The sequence below is a fragment of the Desulfosporosinus burensis genome (assembly GCF_054657535.1).
The window spans coordinates 34,268-57,424 of record NZ_BAAHYN010000023.1 but is presented as its reverse complement, the minus strand read 5'-3'; the positions used below and the strand labels follow the sequence as shown (position 1 = coordinate 57,424).

General features: G+C 43.7%; 27 protein-coding genes. 24 read left to right on the top strand and 3 right to left on the bottom strand.

The genetic code is table 11. The features are described from left to right. Window positions 1-790 (bottom strand): sugar phosphate isomerase/epimerase family protein (locus ACYQ3Q_RS26780; protein WP_459931463.1); only part of this gene is annotated, 790 nt, incomplete at its 3' end. Between the two features lie 353 nt (window positions 791-1,143). On the opposite strand from ACYQ3Q_RS26780, the gene ACYQ3Q_RS26775 reads away from it, so the two are divergent. The 3 genes from ACYQ3Q_RS26775 (at window position 1,144) to ACYQ3Q_RS26765 (ending at window position 3,846) form a co-directional block, all read left to right on the top strand. Next, complete coding sequence (locus ACYQ3Q_RS26775) at window positions 1,144-2,316, top strand: iron ABC transporter substrate-binding protein (RefSeq protein WP_459931462.1); 1,173 nt, start codon at window positions 1,144-1,146, stop codon at window positions 2,314-2,316. Window positions 2,317-2,385: 69 nt separating this feature from the next. Continuing rightward, on the top strand, window positions 2,386-2,979 hold the full coding sequence (locus tag ACYQ3Q_RS26770) for a class I SAM-dependent methyltransferase (protein ID WP_459931461.1): 594 nt from the start codon (window positions 2,386-2,388) through the stop codon (window positions 2,977-2,979). Window positions 2,980-3,309: 330 nt separating this feature from the next. Next, complete coding sequence (locus tag ACYQ3Q_RS26765) at window positions 3,310-3,846, top strand: hypothetical protein (RefSeq protein ID WP_459931460.1); 537 nt, start codon at window positions 3,310-3,312, stop codon at window positions 3,844-3,846. Here the strand turns inward: ACYQ3Q_RS26765 and ACYQ3Q_RS26760 are convergent. Together ACYQ3Q_RS26760 and ACYQ3Q_RS26755 are read right to left on the bottom strand one after the other, a co-directional pair. After that, the gene (locus tag ACYQ3Q_RS26760; protein ID WP_459931459.1) at window positions 3,754-4,242 is read right to left on the bottom strand and encodes a methyltransferase domain-containing protein; all 489 of its coding nucleotides are present in this window, start codon (window positions 4,240-4,242) and stop codon (window positions 3,754-3,756) included. The two genes, ACYQ3Q_RS26765 and ACYQ3Q_RS26760, sit on opposite strands and share 93 nt — an antisense overlap. Next, entirely contained in the window at window positions 4,187-4,717 is a 531-nt protein-coding gene (locus ACYQ3Q_RS26755; RefSeq protein WP_459931458.1) for an FmdE family protein, read from the bottom strand. Before ACYQ3Q_RS26755 ends, ACYQ3Q_RS26760 begins: the two co-directional genes overlap by 56 nt. Before the next feature lie 308 nt (window positions 4,718-5,025). Here ACYQ3Q_RS26755 and ACYQ3Q_RS26750 point away from each other — a divergent pair, with 308 nt between their 5' ends. From ACYQ3Q_RS26750 to ACYQ3Q_RS26650, 21 genes are all read left to right on the top strand, one after another. Next, complete coding sequence (locus ACYQ3Q_RS26750; protein WP_459931457.1) at window positions 5,026-5,256, top strand: hypothetical protein; 231 nt, start codon at window positions 5,026-5,028, stop codon at window positions 5,254-5,256. Window positions 5,257-5,294: 38 nt separating this feature from the next. Continuing rightward, a complete protein-coding gene (locus ACYQ3Q_RS26745; RefSeq protein WP_459931456.1) occupies window positions 5,295-6,374 on the top strand; it encodes a FecCD family ABC transporter permease in 1,080 nt (359 codons plus the stop codon). Continuing rightward, a complete protein-coding gene (locus ACYQ3Q_RS26740) occupies window positions 6,371-7,123 on the top strand; it encodes an ABC transporter ATP-binding protein (protein ID WP_459931455.1) in 753 nt (250 codons plus the stop codon). Before ACYQ3Q_RS26745 ends, ACYQ3Q_RS26740 begins: the two co-directional genes overlap by 4 nt. A gap of 288 nt (window positions 7,124-7,411) precedes the next feature. Next, a complete protein-coding gene (locus ACYQ3Q_RS26735) occupies window positions 7,412-7,642 on the top strand; it encodes a hypothetical protein (protein ID WP_459931454.1) in 231 nt (76 codons plus the stop codon). Window positions 7,643-7,704: 62 nt separating this feature from the next. Continuing rightward, window positions 7,705-9,270 carry an ABC transporter substrate-binding protein gene (locus ACYQ3Q_RS26730; protein ID WP_459931453.1) on the top strand — a complete coding sequence of 522 codons (1,566 nt, stop codon included), beginning with the start codon at window positions 7,705-7,707 and terminating at the stop codon, window positions 9,268-9,270. Window positions 9,271-9,285: 15 nt separating this feature from the next. Next, window positions 9,286-10,230, top strand: coding sequence for a nickel ABC transporter permease (gene nikB, locus ACYQ3Q_RS26725; RefSeq protein ID WP_459931452.1), 945 nt, complete (start codon window positions 9,286-9,288; stop codon window positions 10,228-10,230). Beyond that, the gene (gene nikC / locus ACYQ3Q_RS26720) at window positions 10,206-11,054 is read left to right on the top strand and encodes a nickel ABC transporter permease subunit NikC (RefSeq protein ID WP_459931470.1); all 849 of its coding nucleotides are present in this window, start codon (window positions 10,206-10,208) and stop codon (window positions 11,052-11,054) included. Before nikB ends, nikC (ACYQ3Q_RS26720) begins: the two co-directional genes overlap by 25 nt. 14 nt (window positions 11,055-11,068) lie before the next feature. Further along, a complete protein-coding gene (locus ACYQ3Q_RS26715; RefSeq protein WP_459931451.1) occupies window positions 11,069-12,082 on the top strand; it encodes an ABC transporter ATP-binding protein in 1,014 nt (337 codons plus the stop codon). After that, the gene (locus ACYQ3Q_RS26710) at window positions 12,066-13,022 is read left to right on the top strand and encodes an ABC transporter ATP-binding protein (RefSeq protein WP_459931450.1); all 957 of its coding nucleotides are present in this window, start codon (window positions 12,066-12,068) and stop codon (window positions 13,020-13,022) included. The genes ACYQ3Q_RS26715 and ACYQ3Q_RS26710 overlap by 17 nt, the downstream gene beginning before the upstream one ends. 75 nt (window positions 13,023-13,097) lie before the next feature. Beyond that, window positions 13,098-13,970 carry a class I SAM-dependent methyltransferase gene (locus tag ACYQ3Q_RS26705; RefSeq protein ID WP_459931449.1) on the top strand — a complete coding sequence of 291 codons (873 nt, stop codon included), beginning with the start codon at window positions 13,098-13,100 and terminating at the stop codon, window positions 13,968-13,970. A 24-nt stretch (window positions 13,971-13,994) separates the two neighbouring features. Continuing rightward, the gene (locus ACYQ3Q_RS26700) at window positions 13,995-14,345 is read left to right on the top strand and encodes an ATP-binding cassette domain-containing protein (protein WP_459931448.1); all 351 of its coding nucleotides are present in this window, start codon (window positions 13,995-13,997) and stop codon (window positions 14,343-14,345) included. 407 nt (window positions 14,346-14,752) lie between these two features. After that, the gene (locus tag ACYQ3Q_RS26695) at window positions 14,753-15,505 is read left to right on the top strand and encodes a DUF4198 domain-containing protein (protein WP_459931447.1); all 753 of its coding nucleotides are present in this window, start codon (window positions 14,753-14,755) and stop codon (window positions 15,503-15,505) included. Between the two features lie 54 nt (window positions 15,506-15,559). Then, entirely contained in the window at window positions 15,560-17,140 is a 1,581-nt protein-coding gene (locus tag ACYQ3Q_RS26690; RefSeq protein ID WP_459931446.1) for an ABC transporter substrate-binding protein, read from the top strand. Between the two features lie 13 nt (window positions 17,141-17,153). Continuing rightward, a complete protein-coding gene (locus tag ACYQ3Q_RS26685; RefSeq protein WP_459931469.1) occupies window positions 17,154-18,125 on the top strand; it encodes an ABC transporter permease in 972 nt (323 codons plus the stop codon). A gap of 4 nt (window positions 18,126-18,129) precedes the next feature. Then, a complete protein-coding gene (nikC, locus tag ACYQ3Q_RS26680) occupies window positions 18,130-18,945 on the top strand; it encodes a nickel transporter permease (protein ID WP_459931445.1) in 816 nt (271 codons plus the stop codon). Beyond that, entirely contained in the window at window positions 18,946-19,908 is a 963-nt protein-coding gene (locus ACYQ3Q_RS26675; protein WP_459931444.1) for an ABC transporter ATP-binding protein, read from the top strand. Continuing rightward, window positions 19,874-20,839: an oligopeptide/dipeptide ABC transporter ATP-binding protein gene (locus ACYQ3Q_RS26670; RefSeq protein ID WP_459931443.1), complete on the top strand. Its 966-nt coding sequence runs from the start codon at window positions 19,874-19,876 to the stop codon at window positions 20,837-20,839. The genes ACYQ3Q_RS26675 and ACYQ3Q_RS26670 overlap by 35 nt, the downstream gene beginning before the upstream one ends. A 52-nt stretch (window positions 20,840-20,891) precedes the next feature. Next, window positions 20,892-21,539 (top strand): class I SAM-dependent methyltransferase, encoded by a 648-nt coding sequence (locus ACYQ3Q_RS26665; RefSeq protein WP_459931442.1) that lies wholly within the window; start codon window positions 20,892-20,894, stop codon window positions 21,537-21,539. Between the two features lie 364 nt (window positions 21,540-21,903). Continuing rightward, window positions 21,904-22,590, top strand: a complete 687-nt coding sequence (locus ACYQ3Q_RS26660; protein WP_459931441.1) for an ATP-binding cassette domain-containing protein — start codon at window positions 21,904-21,906, stop codon at window positions 22,588-22,590. After that, on the top strand, window positions 22,550-22,846 hold the full coding sequence (locus tag ACYQ3Q_RS26655; RefSeq protein WP_459931440.1) for an ATP-binding cassette domain-containing protein: 297 nt from the start codon (window positions 22,550-22,552) through the stop codon (window positions 22,844-22,846). The genes ACYQ3Q_RS26660 and ACYQ3Q_RS26655 overlap by 41 nt, the downstream gene beginning before the upstream one ends. Next, window positions 22,846-23,154: a P-loop NTPase family protein gene (locus tag ACYQ3Q_RS26650; protein WP_459931439.1), complete on the top strand. Its 309-nt coding sequence runs from the start codon at window positions 22,846-22,848 to the stop codon at window positions 23,152-23,154. Before ACYQ3Q_RS26655 ends, ACYQ3Q_RS26650 begins: the two co-directional genes overlap by 1 nt. The last annotated feature ends 3 nt before the right edge of the window (window positions 23,155-23,157 follow it).

Sequence of the window (23,157 nt, the reverse complement as noted above, 5' to 3'; positions counted from 1 at the left end):
CCAGATCGCGCACATTTTTTACTTTTTGAAAGGCCCTATTAAGAAAGATCTGAGGAGATTCCTCGCGTTCCTCGGCCGTCGGATAAGCTTCCAGCGTCAAGCACCCTTGATAACCTGCTGGAAAGTATTTGGCTACCATAACCCAATTAATAATGCCATGCCCAGGTAGCCAATGCCGGTCTGCTAGTCCGTCATTATCTGACAAATGAGTCGCTACAAGCCGCTCTCCAAAATTTTCAAGTAGGTTGAAGTCCTGTTTGTCCGATAGAAAGTGATGAGAACTATCATAACAAAAACCCAAATAGCTCGATTGAATTTTGGAGAGCAAATAGGGAACATTATCACTTCTACGGGTGTTTTCGATGGCGATCGTTACCCCAAGCTCCTCGGCAACCTTCACGAGTTCTAACAAACTTTTCGTACCATAACCATTTGGCGCTGGAGGATTGACGCCTTCTGTCAAATGCATGACCATCATCGGTATATGATAGCTTGCACAATCATTAAGCCACCGGATATGTCGTTGGATAAATTCGGATCTCACGGACTCGTGCTCTGACCATAACTCACTAGCGTCATTATAAGGGACATGTAAATTCTCTAAGACTAAACCCATATTTCTGACCAACTGAGGCATACTCTCCTTCTTAATCCGCCATGGAGTGTCTTCGTCTTCCCACCAGATAGAGGTCGCTGCAAACCCAGCTTCTTTGATTAATCTGAGCCGTTCTTGAAAAGGAAGTACAAAACCAAACCACGAAAATATCCCCAAAGGATATTGATCTCTCATTAAATTACCTCCAGACGTGATCCCAATTTGAACAATTTTCATAATACGTAAATCCTTAGAAGGAATTCACGAAGAGTTGTAGAATACTATAAAAAATAATATTGCAAAGCAAGACCATGAAGGTGTTTGCAAAGACCATGGAGGTTTGACTCATTAGAGTCAGCTTCGTGGTCTTTTTATGTTATTTATTAAGAAGGGCGATGAACTTCTTTCTGGCATCAAGCCGTTAACTATACTATATCACCGTTTTCGCCTTGTTGGTCAACAAGATGAGTAGTGGATCAAGATCTCTCAGGTATAATTAGGCGGGTTTAATTTCAGATAGAAAAATAATGGGAAGAGGAAAGGTGGAAATGAAAATGTGTAGACGGATTATGAAGGGAAGCGCTTGGGTACTTAGTTTGCTGCTCGTAGGACTGGCTTTGACGGGTTGTTCGGCTGTTCAAACTGGAAAGGAAGGCAACAAGTCGGAGACAGGTCAGGTTGCAGTAAGTGCGTCAGGAACAGAAAATCCTGAAGTAAAAGTAGTGACAGACCTAGTGGGACGAGAAGTGAAAGTGAAATTTCCCGCTCAAAGGATTGTGGCCATCGGGCCGGGTGCATTGAGGCTGGTTGCTTACGCCAAGGGAACCGACCGAGTCGTTGGCATAGAGGATATGGAAAAGAAAGTGCCGACGGGAAGGCCTTATATGTTTGCTTATCCGGAACTTAAGACTCTTCCGACGATTGGGCAGGGCGGAATAGATACCATGCCCGATGAAGAAGCGTTGTTGAGTGTTAAACCCGATGTCATTTTTGTCTCCTACTTGGTTGACAAGGCGAAGGCAGATAAGCTGCAGGACAAGATCGGGATTCCTGTCGTTGTTTTGAGTTATGGGCAGTTGGCAACGTTTAATGATGACGTCTATCGTTCTTTGGATCTGCTCGGCAAGGTTATCGGAACACAACAGAGGGCAGAAGAAGTCATCAACTATGTTAAGAAGAGTCAGGTGGATTTGGCAGAGCGCACAAAAGGCATTGCAGACTCAGCGAAGCCTAAAGTTTATGTGGGAGCATTAGGGATGAAAGGAACCCAGGGCATTGAAAGCACTCAGGCTAAGTATCCGCCGTTTGTGAACATCGGGGCACGAAATGTCGTCGATGAGACCGGAAAAAGTGGTAGTTTGATGATCGAACGCGAGAAGCTTGTGAGCTGGGATCCAGACATTATCTTTATCGATGAAGGAGGCTACACTAAAGTAGTTGCCGACGCTCAGAAGAACCCAGCATTTTATCAGTCTCTGCGTGCCGTCAAGAATGGGCAAGTTTACGGTCAGATCCCCTATAATTTTTATACCACGAACATTGATACGGCCTTGGCAGACGCATATTATGCCGGGAAAGTGATTTTTCCAGAAAAATTCCAGGATATCGATCCGGTCAAAAAGAGTGATGAAATCTACAATTTCCTCTTAGGTAAACCTGTCTATGAACAAATGGCTAAGGATTATGGGGGCTTTAAGAAGCTTGATTTAATGCTACCGTAGGGAGTAAAGAGGTGTATATCGCGGGCGAAAGCGATCTGCGGTCATTATTAGAGAGTGAGGTGGCAGGGTGTGCCTAAAAAAACGTATTTTGACGAGAAGGCGGCGAAGTGGGATACCCTTATCCAAGATGAGGTAATAATTCGCTTGAAAAAAATGGTGGAAGAACTTGCTTTGTCTCGGGACAGTAAGGTGCTTGATCTAGGTACTGGCACTGGGGTACTCATTCCGATGTTGATTAAGGCCGTCGGTTCATCCGGAATGGTGGTGGCAATAGATTTTGCTCCTCAGATGCTGGTAGAAGCTCAAAAGAAGTATCAGTGGCCTAATTTAAAGTTCTTAGAGGGAGCTGCTGAGGATATTCCCTTGGCAGATCAGGCAGTCGATGAAGTTGTGTGTAACTCAGCCTTTCCGCACTTTGACGATTTCAGGCGGGCGGCCCAAGAAATGGCTAGAGTATTGAAAAGTGGGGGAAGAGTTACTGTAATGCATCCGCATAGCAGAGAGTATATTAATGATCTGCATGTATCCCTTGGCGGTGCGGTCAGTAACTGTCTGTTACCGGAAGAGGAGGTTATGCACGCTATTTTTTCTGAGGCAGGTTTCGAGAATATCACTATTGAAGATGTGTATCAGCGTTATTGCTTGTCCGGGAGGAAAGGTTGAGCATGACATGAGTGAGGGTGGTAATACGCCTGATTTTGTCGAAAGCTGCCGTATTATCAAAATGATAATACGGCAGCTTTTTACTCGACATCGCAAGATATTATAATTACATGGTCCAGAGTTTCAGGATATCTTAGACCAGTCAAAAACAATAATCTTGGGAAGAAAGAAGAGTTTAACCAGTGCTTTTGGACGTATATGCTTGAGAATATCACTTTGGCATGCTATGATGGACATGCATCATTGGATAAATTTGGTGACTATATGACTTCATATCTCGCAGTCACCTTCCAGATCGATAACCTTTGTTCGAGAGGAGTGCTATAACCTATGGATAGAGAAGAACTCTTAAAAATCGTAGCTAGGGATGAAGACGGCAAACATCAATTCAAAGCAGATATCACCAATGCTAACGCTTTAGCGGCAGAAATGGTGCTCCATGGCGATGAGGTGCCTATCAACGGTCTGACTTCCGCAGACCTCGATCTGGAATATTTTCAAAGATTTTTCAGTAGAGAATATGGTGAATCTATAGAGGATCAGAAAATTCCACTGCCTCAACTTTTGGAAAACATGAGTTTGGCAAGTGAAGTTGAACTAAACCTTGCCGCAGCTTTGCTTTTTTCAAAGGCACCTTATTATAAACTCCCGGTATTCATCGTCAAAGCTGTTTCCTACCCGAGCAAAGACATTGATGTCTCTCATTACATTGAAAGCGCGGATTTAAAGGGAAAACTGTTTTATTTAAGGAGTCAGTTGTATTATTTTCCGAGATTAAACCTCCCAATAAATCCAAGCAGTTTTCGTCTGCACTTTCTCCATGACAAATCCATTGACAGAAATCTCTTCAAGGTAGCGCCTTATTAAATCGTTTTTCTCATCACTGGAGTTATTTTCCGTTTCGAAGAGCGTTGCATAGTCCAACATTTTGTTGGATATGTCTAGGCCTGTAACGTCTGTTGATTGCTTGGCAAATTCAACGGCAAAGCGTCCTGGGCCGCAGGCAATGTCTAGGACGCTACTATTCTTGTTGAGAAGGCAATTATGGGACAGAAATTCAACGATTTTCTTAATGCGCTCATCAGGACCGCCTTGAGAAACTAACTTGTTAAACTCAGCCGCCCTGTTGTCCCAAAACGACTTTCCGGATACTTCGGCAGTCTTTCCCTCGCTCCAAAGACGGGTAAAATAGGGGATATCCATTCCTTTACCATCCTCTCGAATAGTCTTTGAAGCAGTCAAGGCATACTTTTTTCCCTTCATTGATTCGAAGCTTATGCTCCGGAGCACCTTCCCCGCAAATTTCACATACTACTGTCGTAAATATTCGTGCCTTTTCGGGCAGCTCAAACGTCGGCTTCGAGAAATTAAAGAGTTGATCAACAGGGGAGTTCAGTAGGTAGTTCTGACGCTGCTGGCGGTCCATTTCTCCTTTGAAAGGCTTTATGATCATTCTCAAGCTTTCGCCATTAGACTTGTTATAAAAGCTGAAGGCCATTTTTCCTGTGCCTTTATACAAAAGATTCCCTTTCCCAAAGGTACAGCCCGTGATTAACTGAACTGCATCGACTCCACAGGCATCGTTTTCAGTCACACATACGATTTCTTCATCGGCAGAAAATCGAAGGCCCATTTTTTGAATCGCGGCCTCACAGGCTTTATAGCCAATCGCAAGCCCTGGGCATTCATGCCCGTGAAATTCTACCGATTTTTCCCACGGTGTTTTTTCTCTACACATCAAATAATCCCCTTTCATTTAGACGAAATCGAAAAAAGACCGCAGAAAACTGACTATCAAAGTCAGACCTCCATGGTCTTTGCAAACACCTTCGTGGTTCTGCAGGTTATGATTAGTCTTAGTATTCTATAACTATCTCATGAATTCCTGCTCAGTTTATGTCTAAAATGAATAAATTAACTCCGAATCCTTAGGATTTTAGTGAACTAACTGAAAAACTAACTAATTTTAAAAAATGTTAGAGAAAGCAGGGATTCCTGAGTTTTTGTAGAAGTACCAGTATAATAAAATAAAGAAAAAATTAGACCATGGAGGTCTGGCTTCAATGCAGAAGTCAGCTTCATGGTCTAATTTTACTAAAACTAGGGAGTGAAAGGTTAGATGAACATCCAGTCCAAAAGGTCGTGGCGATTGGACCGGGTGCGTTGCGGTTGGTGACCTATGCCGAAGGAGTGTCCATGTTGGTCGGGATTGAAGAGATTGAGAAAAAAGCTTCGCCGGAAAAATCCTATATGTGTACGGGATTTCGGTGGCTTTAAAAAGCTGGAGCTAGGAAAATGATTTGAGGTGATTAGAGTTGGTTCACGAGGAAATCGTTCCCGATGGCGGGGTAACCCATTATTTGAGATATACATGGAAGAAGAAATTAATCTTGTTGGGTCTGATGGTTATGACTGGAGTGCTCGCCCTATATGCCATTAGTGCTGGTTCAGCCGAGCTTTCGCCTAGGCAAGTGTTACTGACTTTACTTGGTCAAACTGAGGGACATTCTCAGATTATCATTTGGTCAATCCGCTTGCCCCGGGTGTTGGCAGCGATGGTGGCTGGGATAGGTTTGGCTGTTGCGGGTGCGGTCATGCAAAATATCCTCAGAAATCCCTTAGCTTCTCCGAGTACCCTCGGTATTGCTCAAGGCGCAGCCTTTGGGGCTGCGCTAGCCATCATCGGCTGGGGAGCAGGTAGTACTCCAAGTACCGGTGGAGGAGCGCTGCTGATTAACAACCCATATATTGTCACAATTTCAGCCTTCGTAGCGGCCATGCTTACGACCATGATCATTCTCTTTCTGGCCCAATATAAGGGAGTGTCACCCGAGTCTATGGTGTTAGCCGGGGTCGCTTTGGGATCTCTCTTTTCGGCAGCCACGATGCTTTTGCAGTATTTCACCAATGATGTTAATGTAGCAGCCGTCGTCTTTTGGACGTTCGGCGACATCGGGCGGGCATCTTGGGCTGAGTTGGGGATTATGTCTTTTGTAGTCCTAGGAGCCTTGCTCTTTTTCCTGTTTAACCGCTGGAATTACAATGCCCTGGACAGTGGGGCAGAAACAGCCAAGGGCCTAGGTGTCAACGTGGAAAAGACGAGACAGTGGGGGATGTTCTTTGCCTCTTTGATTACAGCCACCGTCGTTTCCTTTTTAGGAATCATCGCCTTCATTGGTCTCGTGGCTCCACACCTCGTGAAGCGCTTGATTGGTGGGGACAATCGCTTCCTTATTCCAGCTTCTGGGGTGATGGGTGCCTTGTTACTTCTGGCAGCAGATACCCTGTCTAGGCGGATCATCGCGCCCGTGGTTTTGCCAGTTGGGGCAGTCACTTCCTTTCTCGGGGCTCCTCTCTTTCTCTATCTTCTGGTGAGGGGGTCTAAATTACGATGATCTTATCAGTGAATGGGATCGAATTCAGATATGGTAGCCGAACAATATTAGAAAAAATAGGCTTTACTGTACAGAGGGGGGAGTTCCTATCAATCCTTGGGAACAATGGCGCTGGAAAATCGACGCTGCTCAAGACCCTGAACAAGATTTTGTTACCGAAAAAGGGAAGTATCTTGTTAGAGGGGCAGGAAGTGTCTAAGCTTAGTCGCTTGGCTATAGCCCTTAAAATGGCGTATGTCTCACAGCATTACGAGAGCAATCGCCAGACCGTCTTTGACGCTGTGCTCTTGGGCCGCAAACCCTACATCAAGTGGGAGGCGACAGCGTCGGATTTGGCGTTGGTGCAAGGGATCTTGGTAAAAACAGGTCTGGAGGAATTTGCTCTGCGCTACTTAGATGAACTGAGTGGAGGAGAACTGCAGAAAGTCGTCATTGCTAGGGCCTTGGCCCAGGAACCCGAGGTTCTGTTATTGGATGAACCAACCAGTAACTTGGATCTGAGAAATCAACTTGAAGTTTTGCGGACTATCCAGAACGCGGCTAAAGAGAAGAATATTGCAGTGATTGCCGTTATGCACGATCTTAACCTAGCCTTGCGTTTCTCGGACAAATTCGTATTACTACAGGATACGAAGGTTTTCGTGGCCGGCGGCCCGGAGGTGATGACGGCAGAAAATATCACTCAGGCGTATGGAGTTCCGGTAAGCGTTGAAAGATTACAAAACCAGACTGTCGTGATCCCAAGGTGAAAATAATTTATTATATAACGAGGAACTATTTGGCAGGAATTCGCGAAGGATTGTAGAATATTAACATTTAATTGAAAAAATGATATTGCAAGGCAAAACCGTGAAGGTGTTTGCAAAAACCATGGAGGTTTGACTCATTAGGGTCGACTTTGTGGTTTTTTTGTTTATTCAAAAGGAAGGTGCTTCAACCCATCCCATACGGGCGCTACATTACTGGCTTGATCATTGTTGTCTTACTTACACCCCTAGGCTTAACATTCAATTACTATTCAAGTTTTCAACCCGATTATGACGCTTGAGGCAGGTGAAGTGGAAGTTATAAAGGAAATACCCAGGGAAATGCTTGAACAGATAAAAAAGAATAACAATCTTCAGGTAGCTGCATCATCTCCCGGTGGTATTTATATGGTGTTTGCTGTACGGATGAACAGAAAAGCACCAAATGATATTGTTAAAGACAAAAAATACGGCAGGCTTTGGCTTATGCTACCTGCAGAAAATCATGTCGGAATTTTCTAAAAACGAACAAACCCACAGTTTTTCATTAACGTTGAAGAAAATTAAATTGAGGGAGGAATAAAATGAAACGCTTATATAGGTACGGCATTGTTTCATTAATGTTGACTTTTTTCTTGTCGTCACTATTTTTAACGGGGTGTAGTAACAAAGACGTCAAAACTGCGGCAGACGTTCAGAAAGCAGAAAAGCAAAAACTAGTTATTGGTGTGGGTAGGGATTTTTATTACGGGCCGAGTGATCCTACTTGTGTACATGGCAGCACAAATGTATGGGAGAGTCTGACATACTTAGATAACAAACTTAATCCACAGCCGCAATTGGCCGAATCATGGGAAGTCTCTCCTGATGGGAAAGTATGGACATTCCGTTTAAGAAAAAATGTCAAGTTTCATGACGGCTCGCCCTTTAATGCAGAGATTGCTGTGTTAAATATGAAACGCCTGTTAAAGCACCCCAAAGTTGATGCTAGACAAATATATGGTGACTTAAAGGATGTCAGGGTGATTGATGATTATACTATCCAATTTGAACATAACACCCCGGCACCTGAGTTTCCCGGTATGATTGCATATTTTAACAGCGCTATGTTGAGTCCGGCATCATTTGATGAACAGGGTAATATAAAAGAACCAATCGGGACCGGACCGTTTGTGTTCAAACAATACGTTAAGGATGATTCAGTAATTTTAGCGGCAAATAAGGATTATTGGAGTGAAAAACCGTTACTGGAAGAAGTAGTATTTAAATTTATCCCTGATGCTAACACCAGGCTGGCCGCCCTGCAAAACGGAGAAGTGGATGTATTGTCTGACGTAGGGGCAGTCATGCCGGAACAGGCAGCTATCATAAAAAATAATAAAAAACTTACACTCAAAACCCAGGAGGTAGCTACAACCCATTACCTTTTTGTGAACAAAAACAGGGACCTGTTTAAGAATAATGATTTATTCAGAGCAGTAAGTATAGTCATTAACCGGCAGGAACTGGTAGATAAAGTTCTGGAAGGCTATGGGAAATCGGGACAAAGTGTTATAACACCGCTGGCAACCAAATGGTTGAACGAAGAAGTAGCACCTCGGTACAATTTGCAGGAAGCAAAAAGTCTTGCGCAAACCGTTCTTAAGGATACTAAACCGCCCGTTACATTACTGGTGAATTCCGGATTATCAAATCGCTGGCCTTACAAATCAATTGCTGAGATACTTCAGTACCAATTGGCCCAAATCGATTTGCAGGTGAAAATTGAGATGGTGGATGCAGGTGCATGGAACAAACAGTTAAAAGCTGGAAATTATGACCTATCATTAACACCGTTTACATTAATGACAGGAGAACCTAATTTCTTCTTTAGTACGCATATGCTGTCAACAGGGGATTTAAACAAGAATAGAAGCTATGGCTATAAAAATAATGAAGCAGATAAACTGATCAGTCAGGCTGCTGTAGAAAAAGACGCAGGCAAACGTCGTCAGTTATACCTGGAACTGCAGAAAATTGCTGCCGAACAGGGACCGTTAACTCCCATATATCATGATACAACCTTATATGCCTGTAACATCAAAGTTAAAAATTTCGAATTGGATGCCAGTTTTAAGCCTAACCTGGCAAAAGTAGAGATTACGAACTAAAAATGGAGGCCGAAAATGGCAAATTACCTGTTGCGGCGAATACTGCAGCTTGTTCCAGTCTTACTCGGGATTTCCGTAATTACTTTTGGATTACTGCAATTAGTGCCGGGAGATCCTGCGGAAATGCTAATCAGGCAGAACGGTATGGAGCCTACGGAACAGGCTGTTCAGGCCCTGAGGGTGGAAATGGGATTGGATAAGCCGCTACATATTCAGTTTGCCAAATGGTTATGGGGTGTTATCCGTCTGGATTTGGGGCAATCCTATCAAACAGGATTGCCGGTATATGAGGAACTAACTTCAAGGTTTCCTGCTACATTGGAATTAGCTCTAGGCGCAATAACGGTCATGTTAGTGATAGCAATTCCATTAGGCATTTTGTCAGCAGTATTTCAAAATACAATATTTGACCACTTTAGCAGGTTATTGGCCCTCACTGGAGCGTCATTACCGGGGTATTGGCTCGGGCTTCTGCTGATATATTTTTTTTCTGTTAAGTTGGGCATATTGCCTGTGATGGGCAGGGGCGGGCTATATCACTTGATAATGCCCGCAGTTACCCTTGGGTTTGGGATGTCAGCGACATATATACGCTTATTGCGTGCCAGCCTTTTGGAAGTAATGGGTCAGGAGTTTATTACAGCAGCAAGGGCCAGGGGAATTGCAGAAAAGCTGATTATCGGCGCGCATGCTTTAAGACATGCTCTGTTACCGGTTATAACCGCTTTTGGGATTTCGCTGGGTTATTTGCTTGGCGGAACAGCAATAATTGAAACTATCTTTGCCTGGCCCGGTTTAGGCAAGTTCTGTGTGGCGGCTATTTTTAACCGGGACTATCCAGTGTTGCAGGCTTATGTTTTGATGATGGCTGTAGCTTTTATGACGGTAAATCTTTTGGTGGACATTTCATATGCCTTCCTTGATCCAAGAATAAGATTGGCAGGGAGGGAAAAAGACTGAAGAAAAGACTCTGTAAAGACAGACTGGCCCTGATTGGTTTGGTGATAATTGGTTTAATTGTTGCGGCCGGAGTATTTGCTTCTTATCTGGCACCTAATGACCCGGTTGCTATTGACCTGGCCAAAAGGCTGTCGTCATCTGATAACAAGTTTCCTTTGGGTACAGATCATTTAGGGAGATGTATTCTATCACGCCTGTTGTTTGGTATAAGACTGTCTTTAGGCACTGCATTTTTGGTACTGCTTGCAGTAATGTCCATTAGTATAAGCATAGGTACTTTATCGGGTTATATCGGTGGGAGGGTAGATAATCTGATTATGAGATGTGTGGATATAATCCTGGCTTTTCCGGGATTAATTCTGGCCATGGCGGTAGCGGGTATGCTTGGACCCAGCCTGAAAAACCTGATGCTGGCAATGGTTATGACACACTGGGCAGGCTATGCCCGTGTTGTCCGTGGTTTAGTATTGTCGGTGAAGGAAAAAGAGTTTGTACATGCGGCCCGGACCTCTGGCACATCAGGATTTAAGCTTGTTACAAGACACATTTTACCAAATATTGTTTCACCGGTTATTGTGCTGGCAACGATTGACATGGGTCAAATAATACTCGGAATCAGTGGGTTGTCTTTTTTGGGCCTTGGGGCCCAGCCACCTGCTCCCGAATGGGGAGCTATGTTAAACGATGGGCGTGGTTATATGCAGGTAGCTCCACAGTTAATGCTTGCTCCGGGATTTGCTATAGCTGTTGTAGTACTTGCCTTCAATCTGCTCGGTGACGGGCTGCGGGATGCCTTCGACCCAAGAGGGACTTTGCGTTCATAGGGGGAATACTGAAAATGTCTCAGCCTGTGTTAATAGTAGAAAACCTATACACATCATTTAAGACACCGTCAGGTATTATCCAGGCGGTCCGGGGAATAAGTTTCACATTGAATGCAGGGCGGGTTCTGGGGATTGTCGGTGAAAGCGGCTGTGGTAAAAGTGTGGCAGCCAATTCAATAATGGGTTTATCTAGGGGCAGTAAAGCCGAGGTTAAGGGAAGGGTATTGTTGAACGGACAGTCACTTCTTGATAAGAGTAATGCTCAGTTAAGGCGATTACGGGGCAAGGAAATGGCTTTGATATGCCAAAATCCCATGAACAGCCTCAATCCAGTCCGCAAAATAGGAAGCCAGTTTATTGAAACTATACTATGCCACCGGGATGTTTCCAAAGATGAGGCGCGCAGATTGGCTGTAGAATTTCTGGGCAGGGTTGCCCTACCTGACCCCAGTGGAATACTCAAGAAATACCCGTTTCAGTTAAGCGGCGGTATGCTGCAAAGGGTTATGATTGCAATGGCCCTAGTTTTAAACCCATCTCTGATTATAGCTGATGAGCCTACTACAGCTTTGGATGTAATCGTACAGTCGCAGATTTTGCTAGAATTAAACCGGTTGAAGAGAGAATTCCGGACAGGAATTCTAATGATCAGCCATGATTTGGGGGTTGTGGCCAGTATTGCGGATGAGGTGGGTGTTATGTATGCCGGAGAGATTATTGAACAGGGGCCGGTGGAAACAATATTTTTTAACCCGGCACACCCTTATACTATAGCCTTATTAAATTCCCGGCCCAAGAAAGACGGGAATCGGTGGACATTAAAGTTGCTGGGAGGACAGCCTCCATCCGCTTATGAACCAAACACGGGCTGTTCTTTTGCTCCCCGCTGCAATCGGGTGTCGGAAACGTGCTGTCAAACTGCACCTAATTTAATTACGAACGATTATAAACATTTTGTAGCATGTCATTATCCTGACCGACAGGACTTTAAAAATAGGGAGGAAGTTGCCGGTGCTGCTTGCAGTTGAAAACCTGGTGAAAAATTATCCGGTAAAAAAAGGTTTTTTATCTGCTTCAAAAGGGCTGGTGCATGCTTTGAATGGGGTCTCATTTGAGTTAGTGCCAACACAAACTTTAGGGATAGTTGGAGAGAGTGGCTGTGGCAAAAGCACTCTGGCCAGGTTGCTGGCAGGGCTTGAGAAACCTACGTCGGGAAGAATCTTATTTAATGATACTCCCTTAGATGATTCAAAACATTGGGCGAGTGTCCGCCGGTATATTCAGATAGTTTATCAGGATACTTATTCTTCATTAAACCCCAGAATGACTGTGGAACGAATAATAAGTGAGCCTATCAAGAATTTTTTTTCTATTGATGCTAAAGAATTAGGGGACAGAGTTCTTTATTTTATGGATATCGTTGGCCTTGACAGGGCCATAAAGGACCGTTTTCCACATGAAATCAGCGGGGGACAGAGGCAGCGGGTAGCAATAGCTCGGGCTCTGGCATGTGACCCGAAATTGGTTATTTGTGACGAATCTACCGCCAGTCTTGATGTTTCAATCCAAGCCCAGATTTTGACTTTATTTAAAGAATTAAAAATGAAACTGGGGCTATCATACATTTTTATTTCTCATGACATAGGAGCAGTCAGCTATTTAAGCAACCGGGTAGCTGTGATGTACTTGGGCAAAATTGTGGAGTTAATAGATAATTCCAGTTTTAATAAAGGTTGTCGGCACCCTTACACCAAAATGTTAATGACTGCGGTGCCAGTTCCTGACCCCCGTATAAGGGCTGAAAACTTTGCCGGAATCAGAGGTGAAGCCCCTGACCCGGCTGCCCCGCCGCTGGGCTGCTCTTTTCATGAGCGTTGTCCATATGCTGTAGACAAATGTAAGCATACGGAGCCACAGTTGACTGAATATGTTCACGGTCATATGATAGCATGCCATCGAGTGGGGTAGTTTAACCTAATTATGGTGATTTATCTGTGGTGATAAATAAATTTGGAAATGATCCAAGGAGGTATTAAGGAATCAATGGTTGGCGTGGAAAATCTGGAATTCTGGAAAAATGCTTGGGAGAGCGCAGTAGTTTCAGCTCCATCCCTTTGTAAGAGAATTCGTAGTGATAAAGAAATTATGGAGTACTGGAACAAGTTATCCGGCAGTTACGAAAAAGAGACAGCAGGTGAAAATGGGAAACGTTTAAATGAGGTTATTCATTTACTGGAAACTCAGGGGATGATTACACCCGCATCAGATATATTGGATGTTGGTTGTGGTCCTGGTACATATACCGTACCGCTGGCTTATAAAGTAAGGTCGGTTACAGCATTGGACGGGGCTGCGGAAATGTGTAATGTTGTTGCTGAAAGGGCTAAAAATCTTGAGCTGGACAATATTGTTTTACTTAACAGTCTATGGGCAGAAACAAATTTTGAAGGTGAAGGGTTAAAAAATGCTTTTGATTTGGTTTTTGCTTCACTGATGCCTGGTATAGCAAGTTATGAAACTTTAATCAAGTTTATCAGCGCCTCCAGAAAATACTGTTGTTTAATATATTTTGCTGGTGGTGTGGATGATCTGGTCAGGTCAGACTTATGGCGGATTATTTTCCAAGAGGATTTTAAGCGTGGTGGCAATGATATTGTCTATCCTTTTAATATCTTGTATAATTTAGGTTTTTATCCAAAAATTGATTACCTGGACGTTTCTTTTGAAAAAGCAGAAACTGTAGAGGAAGCCATTGAAAACCTTTGTAATTATTATTGGTTGTTTAGTGACATAACAAAGGAATTAAGAAACAAGATAAGTGCATATGTGCTGGAAAAAGCTGATAACGGTATTTTCAGGCAAGAGTCTAAATCACGCCTGGGAATTTTAACTTGGAGTGTACTGAAGAACTTGTAAAAAACATTGGAGGTGGGGCAGGAAGTGTCTAAGCTTAGTCGCTTGGCAATAGCCCTTAAAATGGCGTATGTCTCACAGCACTACGAGAGCAACCGCCAGACCGTCTTTGACGCTGTGCTCTTAGGCCGCAAACCCTACATTAAGTTGGAGGCGACAGCGTCGAATTTGGCGTTGGTGCAAGGGATATTGGCAAAAACAGGTCTGGAGGAATTTGCCCTGCGCTACTTAGATGAACTGAGTGGAGGGGAACTGCAGAAAGTCGTCATTGCTAGGGCCTTGGCCCAGGAACCCGAGGTTCTGTTATTGGATGAGCCTACCAGTAACTTGGACCTAAGAAATCAGAAAATATCACTCAGGCGTATGGGGTTCAAGTAAGCGTGGAAAGGGTGCGGGATCAGACAGTCGTGATCCCTAGATAAAATAATTTATTCTATAACGAGGAACTATTTAGCAGGAATACATGGACTATTGTAGAATATTAACATTTATTGAAAAAATGATATTGCAGAGCAAGACCATGAAGGTGTTTGCAAAGACCATGGAGGTTTGACTTTTTATAGTCAGCTTTTTTGGTCTTTTTATTTTACTTAAAAATAAGGGGGTGAGTAATAAATAAAAATAGCCAACTGGGAGAAGTGATACACTTTATTAGCAGCAGGATATAAAGAAGTCAAAGCCATTCCACTGGAAGGTGTCCGTAATATGAATGGTGACAAGGTGACACGGCATGGTATATATAATTAAAGGTATTTAAGGTGCATAAAGGTGAAGGGAGAACGAATATGAAAGTAGAGTTTCTTGATACCACAGACCATATGGTACATGGTCATGAGGGCTGGTTGGAGCCAAACACAACCCATGTCCATGAAGGCGATCCCGTGGAAATATATTTTAAGTGGGGTCACAATATGCAAGTTCATGGGCTTGCAAGAAAAGAAGGTTTATCCGCATATGTGATTTTGCCGGACGGACAAAAGCATCAATTAGCGATACAGGATTATAAACCAAGCAGCTATTTAATGCAATTTACACCGAAAGAAAAAGGATTATATCATTTTATTTGTGAAAACAAGGGCTATTATGTAATTGATAGGGAAGGAAAGCATTTGATGGGAACATTGAAGGATTATCCCGATGCTCCTAAGGCCACATCCTATACACAGTTTTCGCATCTGACAATGCTTGTTGGGCATGATTTATCAAAGGAACAGTTATCTACATCACCGAAACTTCCGTTGGCTATTGTTCCTGAAGAGTGGAAAAAATGGAAGACAGGAGAAGATATAAATTTTACTTTATACCTTTATAAAGATGTGTTGCCGGATAATGACATTGATATGGCGCGTGCAGATGATGCAGAAAGCTCTGTGGAACAAAAGAAGATGAAGACGGATGGAGAAGGAAAGCTTAATATAAAAGTTGATAAAACAGGACAGTACCTGCTGATAGCACGTCACCGTTCACCCGAAGGCGAGACAGGGGTTTATTACGATACACAGTTTACGTATACGTATTATTACAGCGTTAAAAAATAAATACTTAGGTTTACTAATTATAAAGTCTTAATTAGAGAGGGGAAAGGTAAAGACATGAAACGCTTCGCAAAACTCTTGGTTACTTTGTTAATACTTTCGCTAACTATGTCATCCATGGTCGGATGTAGCAAGGAGAGCAACCCGGGAGCTCAAAGTGGATCTTCAAATGTACCCCAGGAATTGACTATTGCTTACGGCAAGGATACGGATGCAAAATCGATTAAAGGTACGGGAGATATGTTGCTTAAGATTTTCTCCACAGACCGATTGGTGGAATTGATTGACGGAAAGGTGCAACCGAGTTTAGCCACTTCATGGGACATCAAGGATAATGGAAACACAATAATCTTCCATCTCCGTAAGGACGTTAAGTTTTCGGATGGTACGCCATTTACAGCAGAGGCTGTTAAATTCACGTATGATCGCCTGATTAAATTTAACCATAATCAATGGACACAAATAGGAAAGATTGAAAAGATAGAGGTTATCGATCCATACACTGTAGTCTTTCATATTGTCGCTGGTCAAGGGGGCTATCTTGTCTTGACTTCTTTTGGTGAGTATCAAAGCAGTATCCTGAGCCCCAATTCAGTCGAGCCTAAGGGCGATCCTGGGGCACCCTTTTCTACCCTTATTGGTACGGGGCCTTGGAAAGTGATCGATTACAAGAAAGACCAGTACACAGTCTTTGCTCCAAATGACTATTATTACGGAAAAAAAGCGACGTTGCAAAAAGTGACGGTTAAAGATATTCCTAAGGCTGAAGGACGTGTGTTGGCGTTGAAGTCCGGGGATGTGGATGTTATCGTCGATTATTATCATGGCGGATCGGCCTATACTCCCCGAAATTTGCTTAAATCTCTGAAGGATGACGGCTTTCAGGTCTTGAAAAAAGAAATGCCCATGACCACGGCGCTGGCGTTTAATTATAAAAAAGCTCCGTGGAATAATGTAACCCTGCGCCAGGGGATAAATTATGCTATCAATAAAGACGATTTGGTAGCCTTGTTTGATGGATGGATTACTCCGGCTAAGGAAGGTATATTTTCTGCAACGGCACCGTTTGTGAAGGAAGCGGGAGTGAAAGAGTATCCCTACAATGTCGAAGAAGCAAAGAAACTTATTAAGCAAGCAGGTTTTCCAGAAGGCTACAAGCCCAAGATGATCGTGCAGAGTCAGAACCCTGATGAGGTTAAACTGGCGGAATTGATCAAATTCCAATTGGCCCAGGTCGGAATCGATGTGCAGTTGGATGTCTTGGAAGCGGGGGTTTATACGGATAGGCAAAAAAAGGGGGATTGGGATTTACGCACCTATTATATCGGCGGACCGGGACGACGTGCCTATACCAGGTTGGACGGAAGATTTAACCCAACCGCAGTGGAGTTTGGCGGATCCGGATATTTTAGCTCACCTCAGATAACAACAGTGCTCAATAAAGCAGTATCCTCGTTTGATGAACAAGAACGGTTAAACTCTTTTAAAACGCTATATAGCCTGTTCAAAGAGGAAGCAGGGGGAGTACCACTTTATTACGATGCGGTTTTCGTAGTGGCCAAATCGAACATCAAGAATATTGAATATGTGAGTTCCGAACCTCGTTTCGACAGTGTGGTCGTAGAGAAAAAGAAGTAGTAACGGATAGCAGATAGCAGGTTCATGGAGGTGTGAAAATCTGGCTTATTATGTATTCAGGAGAGTCTTGCTTTTGGTTCCAGTGTTGCTAGTGGTTTCATTTATCTCCTTTGCTCTAGTCTATCTCAGCCCAGGTGAGCCTGCTCGTCTGATTCTACAAAGAGAGTTGCAAGGCGAACCTAGTCAGGTACAAATTGATCAATTCAATCATGAGAATGGCTTGGACAAGCCCATGCTGGTTCAATATACGAGTTGGTTAAAAAAAGCAGCAGTAGGGGATTTCGGTAATTCGTTGAGCACTAAAGAAAATGTTTCAGTCATCTTTAACCAAAAATTTTATGCATCAGCGAAGCTATTTATCGTTGCACAGTTTATTGCCTTGGCTATAGCATTGCCCCTAGGCACCTTAGTTGCACTTAAGCCCAATTCTAGAATAGATAATATCTCCAGAGCAGTGGCTTTAGCGGGTATATCGTTGCCCAGTTTCTGGTTGGGGATGCTTTTGGTCTACGTTTTTGCAGTTAAGCTTCATTGGTTGCCAGCGTCTGGGTATGAAAAACCAACGAATATCATACTGCCAGCCCTAACTATGGGGATTACGGGTGCTATGGAATTGATGCGGCTCACTAGAACTAGTGTGATGGAGGTGTTGTGGCGCAACTTTGTGCGTACGGCTAAGGCCAAAGGACTAAGGGATAGAGTGATACTTATCCGACATGTACTGCGCAATGCGTTAATACCTGTGATTACGGCGTTAGGCTTACGTGTCAGCCATATGGTGGGTGGGGCAGTTATTGTAGAAATGTTATTTGCTTGGCCGGGCTTGGGCCGCTTTTTGGTCCAAGCTGCCAATGCCCGTGATATACCGGTAATTCAGGGATTTGTTTTCATGAGTGCGCTTATTTTTGTGGGTATCAATCTGGTGCTGGATCTGTTATATGTCTTCCTTGATCCTAGGATAACCTACACAACAAAAGGAGGCTAAGCAGGTGCTAAAAACGATCTGGTTAGGCATTGCGTTTATCGTACTGCTCATGTTTCTGGCTTCTGTTGCACCACTATTAACGCCCGCGGACCCGTTTCAAGTCGATATGAAAGAGAGATTGCAGGGGATCAGTTGGCAACACCCTATGGGAACTGATCAGCTAGGCAGGGACTTGTTGAGTCGAGTCATTTATGCGGCTAGGACGTCCATAACGGCAACATTTAGCGTAGTCTTGGCTTGCCTAGCCATAGGAACAGTCGTTGGCGCAGTAGCAGGCTATTATGGCGGTATTATTGATGAATTGCTGATGCGTTTGGCGGATGTCGTGATGGCGTTCCCTTCCTTTATACTTCCTATTGCCATTACCGGGATATTGGGGCCCTCCTTGGCTAATATCATCCTAGCGCTGATCCTTACTTCTTGGGTAGGCTATGCCAGAATGGTGCGTAGTAGTGTTTTGGTCCTGAAAAACTTGCCCTATGTGGAGGCTGCCCAGGCCATGGGTTTTAGCACCTGGGAGATCATGAAAGACCATATTTTGCCGAATGCGGTTCATCCAGTGATTGTTTATACTACGTTCAAGGCGGGCCATACTATTTTAGCGATTTGTGGCTTGAGTTTTATAGGCCTTGGGGCGCAACCGCCAACGCCCGAGTGGGGTAGTATGCTGAATGAGGCAAGTTCTTTTATGGGTTCGGCTCCGCATCTTTTCATCTTTCCGGGGTTGATGATTATGATAACAGTTTTAGGTTTCAACTTATTTGGAGACGGCTTGAGGGATTTTATGGATCCCCGTCTCAGGAAGGAAATTGAATTGTAAATGGAACAGCCGTTATTGAAAGTAAAGGACTTGGCCGTTGAATTCCAGACCAGACATGGTCCAGTGAGAGCAGCGGACCTGATTAGTTTTGAGGTCAAGCCTAAAGAAACCTTTTGTCTTGTAGGGGAGTCCGGGTGTGGAAAAAGCGTTGTGGCCCTGGCTCTATTAGGATTGCTGCCAGCTAATGCCTTGGTGAGTGGTGAGGTGTGGTATAGAGGAAACAACCTTTTGCCCTACTCGTCCCCAGAACAGACACAGGTCAGAGGCCGAGAAATAGCTATGATCTTTGAACAACCGATGGGATGTTTAAATCCAGTCATGAGCATCGGTGAGCAAATAATGGAAGCTTATGGAGTCAATAGAGAGTGTTCCAAGCAGGAAGTTCGTGTCGGTGCTAAGCGGCTCATCGAAGAGGTGGGCATCTCGTCACGACGTTTTAGAGATTACCCCCATGAACTGAGTGGCGGCATGCAGCAGCGGGTCATGATTGCCATGGCTTTGGCTTGTCAGCCCAGATTGCTCATTGCAGACGAACCGACGACGTCTTTGGATGTGACGGTTCAATCTCAGATCATCCAATTACTGGGTGAGTTAAAAGAGCGCTATGACATGTCGTTGCTGCTGATTACCCATGATTTGGGGGTTGTGGCGGAGATGGGTGACCAAGTAGCCGTGATGTATGCTGGAGATTTGTTGGAAATTACGAATGTTCATGATTTCTTCTTTACCCCAAGACATCCCTATTCTAGGGCGTTAATTAGGGTAGTAGAAGGTAACTCTTTAAATCCTATTCATGGAAATGTTCCCAGTCTTACAGATCGATTACAGGGGTGTTCTTTTTATGCCAGATGCCCTGATGCGATCACCCTGTGCAGGGAAATACGGCCCCAAGCCAGCTACTTTAACAATAAAATGGAGAGATGCCATCTTGTCCAATTTAATACAAGCCGAAAGGCTAACTAAATATTATTATCCTAAAAGTGATTTGATGTTTTGGGCACGCCAGCCTGTGAAGGCGGTCGATGGTCTTTCTTTTTCTATTGCTGAAGGGGAGAGTTTTGGACTAGTCGGGGAAAGTGGGTGCGGCAAATCGACGGTGGGTAGGCTGCTGCTGCGCCTTTCAGAACTGACAGAGGGAAACGTGTATTATAAGGGAACGGATCTTTATTCCCTCTCGAATAAAAAAATGAAAAATTTACGTGTTAAGTTGCAGCCCATCTTTCAAGATGCCGATAATTCGCTAGATCCCAGATACACAGTATCTCGCCTGCTGGCAGAGCCGTTTAAACGATGTCAGGGAAGTGAACGAGACAGCAAACAAAGGATCAGTCAGTTAATGGAACTGGTTAATCTGGGCCCAGAATTACTGGAAAGGCATTCGCATGAGCTCTCAGGAGGACAACGGCAAAGAGTAGGTTTGGCAAGGGCGTTAGCGTTAGAACCGGAGTTTATCGTGGCAGATGAACCAGCGGCCTCTCTGGACCTGTCCGTTCAAGCTCAGGTGCTCGATTTGCTGAAAACGAAGCAGGAACAGAAAGGGATTGGACTACTGTACATATCGCATAATCTCAGAATTGTTCGGGTAATGACCCAGCGGATGGCCGTTATGTATTTGGGGGAGTTTTTGGAAGTGGGAGAGACGGAGAGCATTTTTAAGAATCCCTTACACCCTTACACCAAGCTGTTGATCTCTTCACTGCCAATCCTCGACCCATCAAAACGGAAAAGCAAGTTCAATTTGGCAGTCAGTGAACCACCTAATCCGTTTGCTCTGCCTCAGGGATGTCGATTTCATCCTCGTTGTCCAGATTGTAAGCCCATTTGTGAAGTGGAGAATCCTAAACTTCTCCCGATAGGAGAGGGGAGAAAATTAGCCTGCCATCTTATTCGGTAAACTGTTGTTAATTATGGAATCAAATCGAAATAATTATTTAGGAGTGTTTAAAATGAGCGAAGTTTTAGAAAACATTGAAGAGCGCTGGAATACCCATGCCATAAGTTATGATGAACGACACCATGGTCATCTAAGTAAAGAAGATTCTAAACTTTGGGAGAGTGCTTTAAAGACACATCTGGGTCAGGACCCGAGTATCGAAATCTTAGACGTGGGGACAGGGACAGGATTTTTGATTTTAAAAGCTGCCGAACTAGGATATAAGTGTACGGGAGTGGACATCTCGGAAGGTATGATGACCATCGCTAAGCAGCACGCCGTTGAAAAAGGGTTGGATATAAACTTTATTAAAGGCGCTGTCGAACAATTGCCATTCCCAGATAACAGTAAGGATGTCATTATGAACCGCAGTGTGATGTGGACGCTGCTTCAGCCGGATGTGGCCTTAAAGGAATGGCTGAGGGTACTTAAACAAGGTGGTGTGCTATTGTGCTTTTGTTCGATAGGGGAAGGGACAGTTGATAACCACTATAGCCAAGAAATTGAAGATATGCTGCCACTAAAAGGTGGTACCAAAGAAATGTTTATAACAGCTCTTGAAAAGGCTGGTTTTAGTGAAGTGCAAGGAATAATGCTTGAGGGAATAAAAGACAAGCATGGCGATAAAGACTGGCATGTGATTAAAGGGAAAAAATTGTAAGGCAGAGCAAAAGCCATGAATCTGACTCAGTAGAATCAGCTTCATGGCTTTCTTTTTTATGGAGTCAGTTGTATTATTTTTGAGATTAGACTTTCCAATAAATCCAGCCAAGTTTTCTTTATTTCTCTTGAAGGAGGCATGACTGGTGAGATATCAAGAGAAGAATCAGGAGATGGAAGAGCACAGGCAAGCGTTGCTTGATGCGCGAGGAGAAATCTCTCATAGGTGATTGAGGAAAATTGAACTTAATAGAAAATTCAGGCCTGTTGATAGCCGTAATATCCATACTGCTGAGCTGGTCAATGGAGGATGCGATAGAAACGGCTGATGTATAGATGGATGGTTTAGAAAATCGGTTGATGAATTGTCAGGCGGACAAAAACAACTCTTAAATTTAGCCTCGGTGATGGTCATGCAACCCAAGCTACTAATCTTGGACGAACCGACGGCTCAGCTAGATCCAATTGCGGCTCAAGATTTTCTGGCAACGATAGCAAAAATAAATAGGGAATTAGCGGTTACGGTAATTTTAACAGAACATAGACTCGAAGAAGTATTCCTTATGGCCGATAGAATTGTGGTCCTGGAAAATGGAGAAATAGTCTCCTTTGCTACACCAGAGCAAACAGCCAAACTATTAGCGAATAGGAATGATAAACAGACTATGTTTAAAGGATTGCCGTCTGCGATTCGAATTTATAGCGAGATAAGGTTGGGCAATGATTGTCCTTTAAGCGTGAGGGACGGGAGAAAATGGCTCGATGAATATATGATCCCAGTCGAGAAGGTATTCGATGATCAAGTTAATGATCGAGCTCAAAAGCAAAAGCCTGTCATTGAAGCCGAAGAAATATGGTTTAAGTATTCAAAGGAAGGGAATGACATTTTGCGGGGATTTTCGCTTAAGGCCTACTCGGGAGAAATACTCTGTGTGTTAGGTGGCAACGGAACCGGTAAAACGACAATGCTAGGCGTGATTTCAGGATTACTAAAACAGTATAGAGGAAAGGTTGTTATTAACGGTAAAAAAAATAGAGGCTTTCAAAGCTAACGAGCTTTACCGAAACAATATAGCTCTCTTACCTCAAAATCCAACGGCTTTATTTGTTTGCGACACCGTCTTAGGGGATCTGGAAGAGGCGGCAACTATTCTTAGACTGGATAAAGAGACTCTAAGAGCTGAAATTGACAGGGTTGCAAAAGACCTGAGAATCACTAAATTGTTTGAACGACATCCGTATGATTTAAGTGGTGGAGAGCAGCAAAAGGTGGCACTCGCCAAGCTTTTATTATTGAACCCAAAATAGTGTTATTAGATGAGCCGACAAAGGGGCTTGATGCAGAGTCTAAGGAAGAATTAGGTGAAATCTTGAAAAAGTTAGGTAGCCAAGATGTTGCGATAGTTATTGTAACTCATGATATCGAATTTGCGGCGGAGTATGCTGATCAATGTGCCATGATGTTTGACGGGGATATTGTATCAGAAGGAAAGGCGAAGGAGTTTTTTGCAGGAAATAATTTTTATACGACCGCTGCCAACCGGATGGCCAGAGGAATATTCCCCAAGGCAGTGACTTGTGAGGACGTGATTGCACTATGCAAGATAAGCGTATAAGCA

Excerpts from the sequence above, each read along its gene's own strand:
- ACYQ3Q_RS26715 (WP_459931451.1), top strand. The coding sequence starts at position 11,069 with ATGTCTCAGCCTGTGTTAATAGTAGAAAACCTATACACATCATTTAAG.
- ACYQ3Q_RS26705 (WP_459931449.1), top strand. The coding sequence starts at position 13,098 with ATGGTTGGCGTGGAAAATCTGGAATTCTGGAAAAATGCTTGGGAGAGC.
- ACYQ3Q_RS26695 (WP_459931447.1), top strand. The coding sequence starts at position 14,753 with ATGAAAGTAGAGTTTCTTGATACCACAGACCATATGGTACATGGTCAT.
- ACYQ3Q_RS26735 (WP_459931454.1), top strand. The coding sequence starts at position 7,412 with ATGACGCTTGAGGCAGGTGAAGTGGAAGTTATAAAGGAAATACCCAGG.
- ACYQ3Q_RS26760 (WP_459931459.1), bottom strand. The coding sequence starts at position 4,242 with ATGAAGGGAAAAAAGTATGCCTTGACTGCTTCAAAGACTATTCGAGAG.
- ACYQ3Q_RS26755 (WP_459931458.1), bottom strand. The coding sequence starts at position 4,717 with ATGTGTAGAGAAAAAACACCGTGGGAAAAATCGGTAGAATTTCACGGG.
- ACYQ3Q_RS26750 (WP_459931457.1), top strand. The coding sequence starts at position 5,026 with ATGGAGGTCTGGCTTCAATGCAGAAGTCAGCTTCATGGTCTAATTTTA.
- ACYQ3Q_RS26665 (WP_459931442.1), top strand. The coding sequence starts at position 20,892 with ATGAGCGAAGTTTTAGAAAACATTGAAGAGCGCTGGAATACCCATGCC.
- ACYQ3Q_RS26775 (WP_459931462.1), top strand. The coding sequence starts at position 1,144 with ATGAAAATGTGTAGACGGATTATGAAGGGAAGCGCTTGGGTACTTAGT.
- ACYQ3Q_RS26675 (WP_459931444.1), top strand. The coding sequence starts at position 18,946 with ATGGAACAGCCGTTATTGAAAGTAAAGGACTTGGCCGTTGAATTCCAG.
- ACYQ3Q_RS26765 (WP_459931460.1), top strand. The coding sequence starts at position 3,310 with ATGGATAGAGAAGAACTCTTAAAAATCGTAGCTAGGGATGAAGACGGC.
- nikB (WP_459931452.1), top strand. The coding sequence starts at position 9,286 with ATGGCAAATTACCTGTTGCGGCGAATACTGCAGCTTGTTCCAGTCTTA.
- ACYQ3Q_RS26740 (WP_459931455.1), top strand. The coding sequence starts at position 6,371 with ATGATCTTATCAGTGAATGGGATCGAATTCAGATATGGTAGCCGAACA.
- ACYQ3Q_RS26690 (WP_459931446.1), top strand. The coding sequence starts at position 15,560 with ATGAAACGCTTCGCAAAACTCTTGGTTACTTTGTTAATACTTTCGCTA.
- ACYQ3Q_RS26730 (WP_459931453.1), top strand. The coding sequence starts at position 7,705 with ATGAAACGCTTATATAGGTACGGCATTGTTTCATTAATGTTGACTTTT.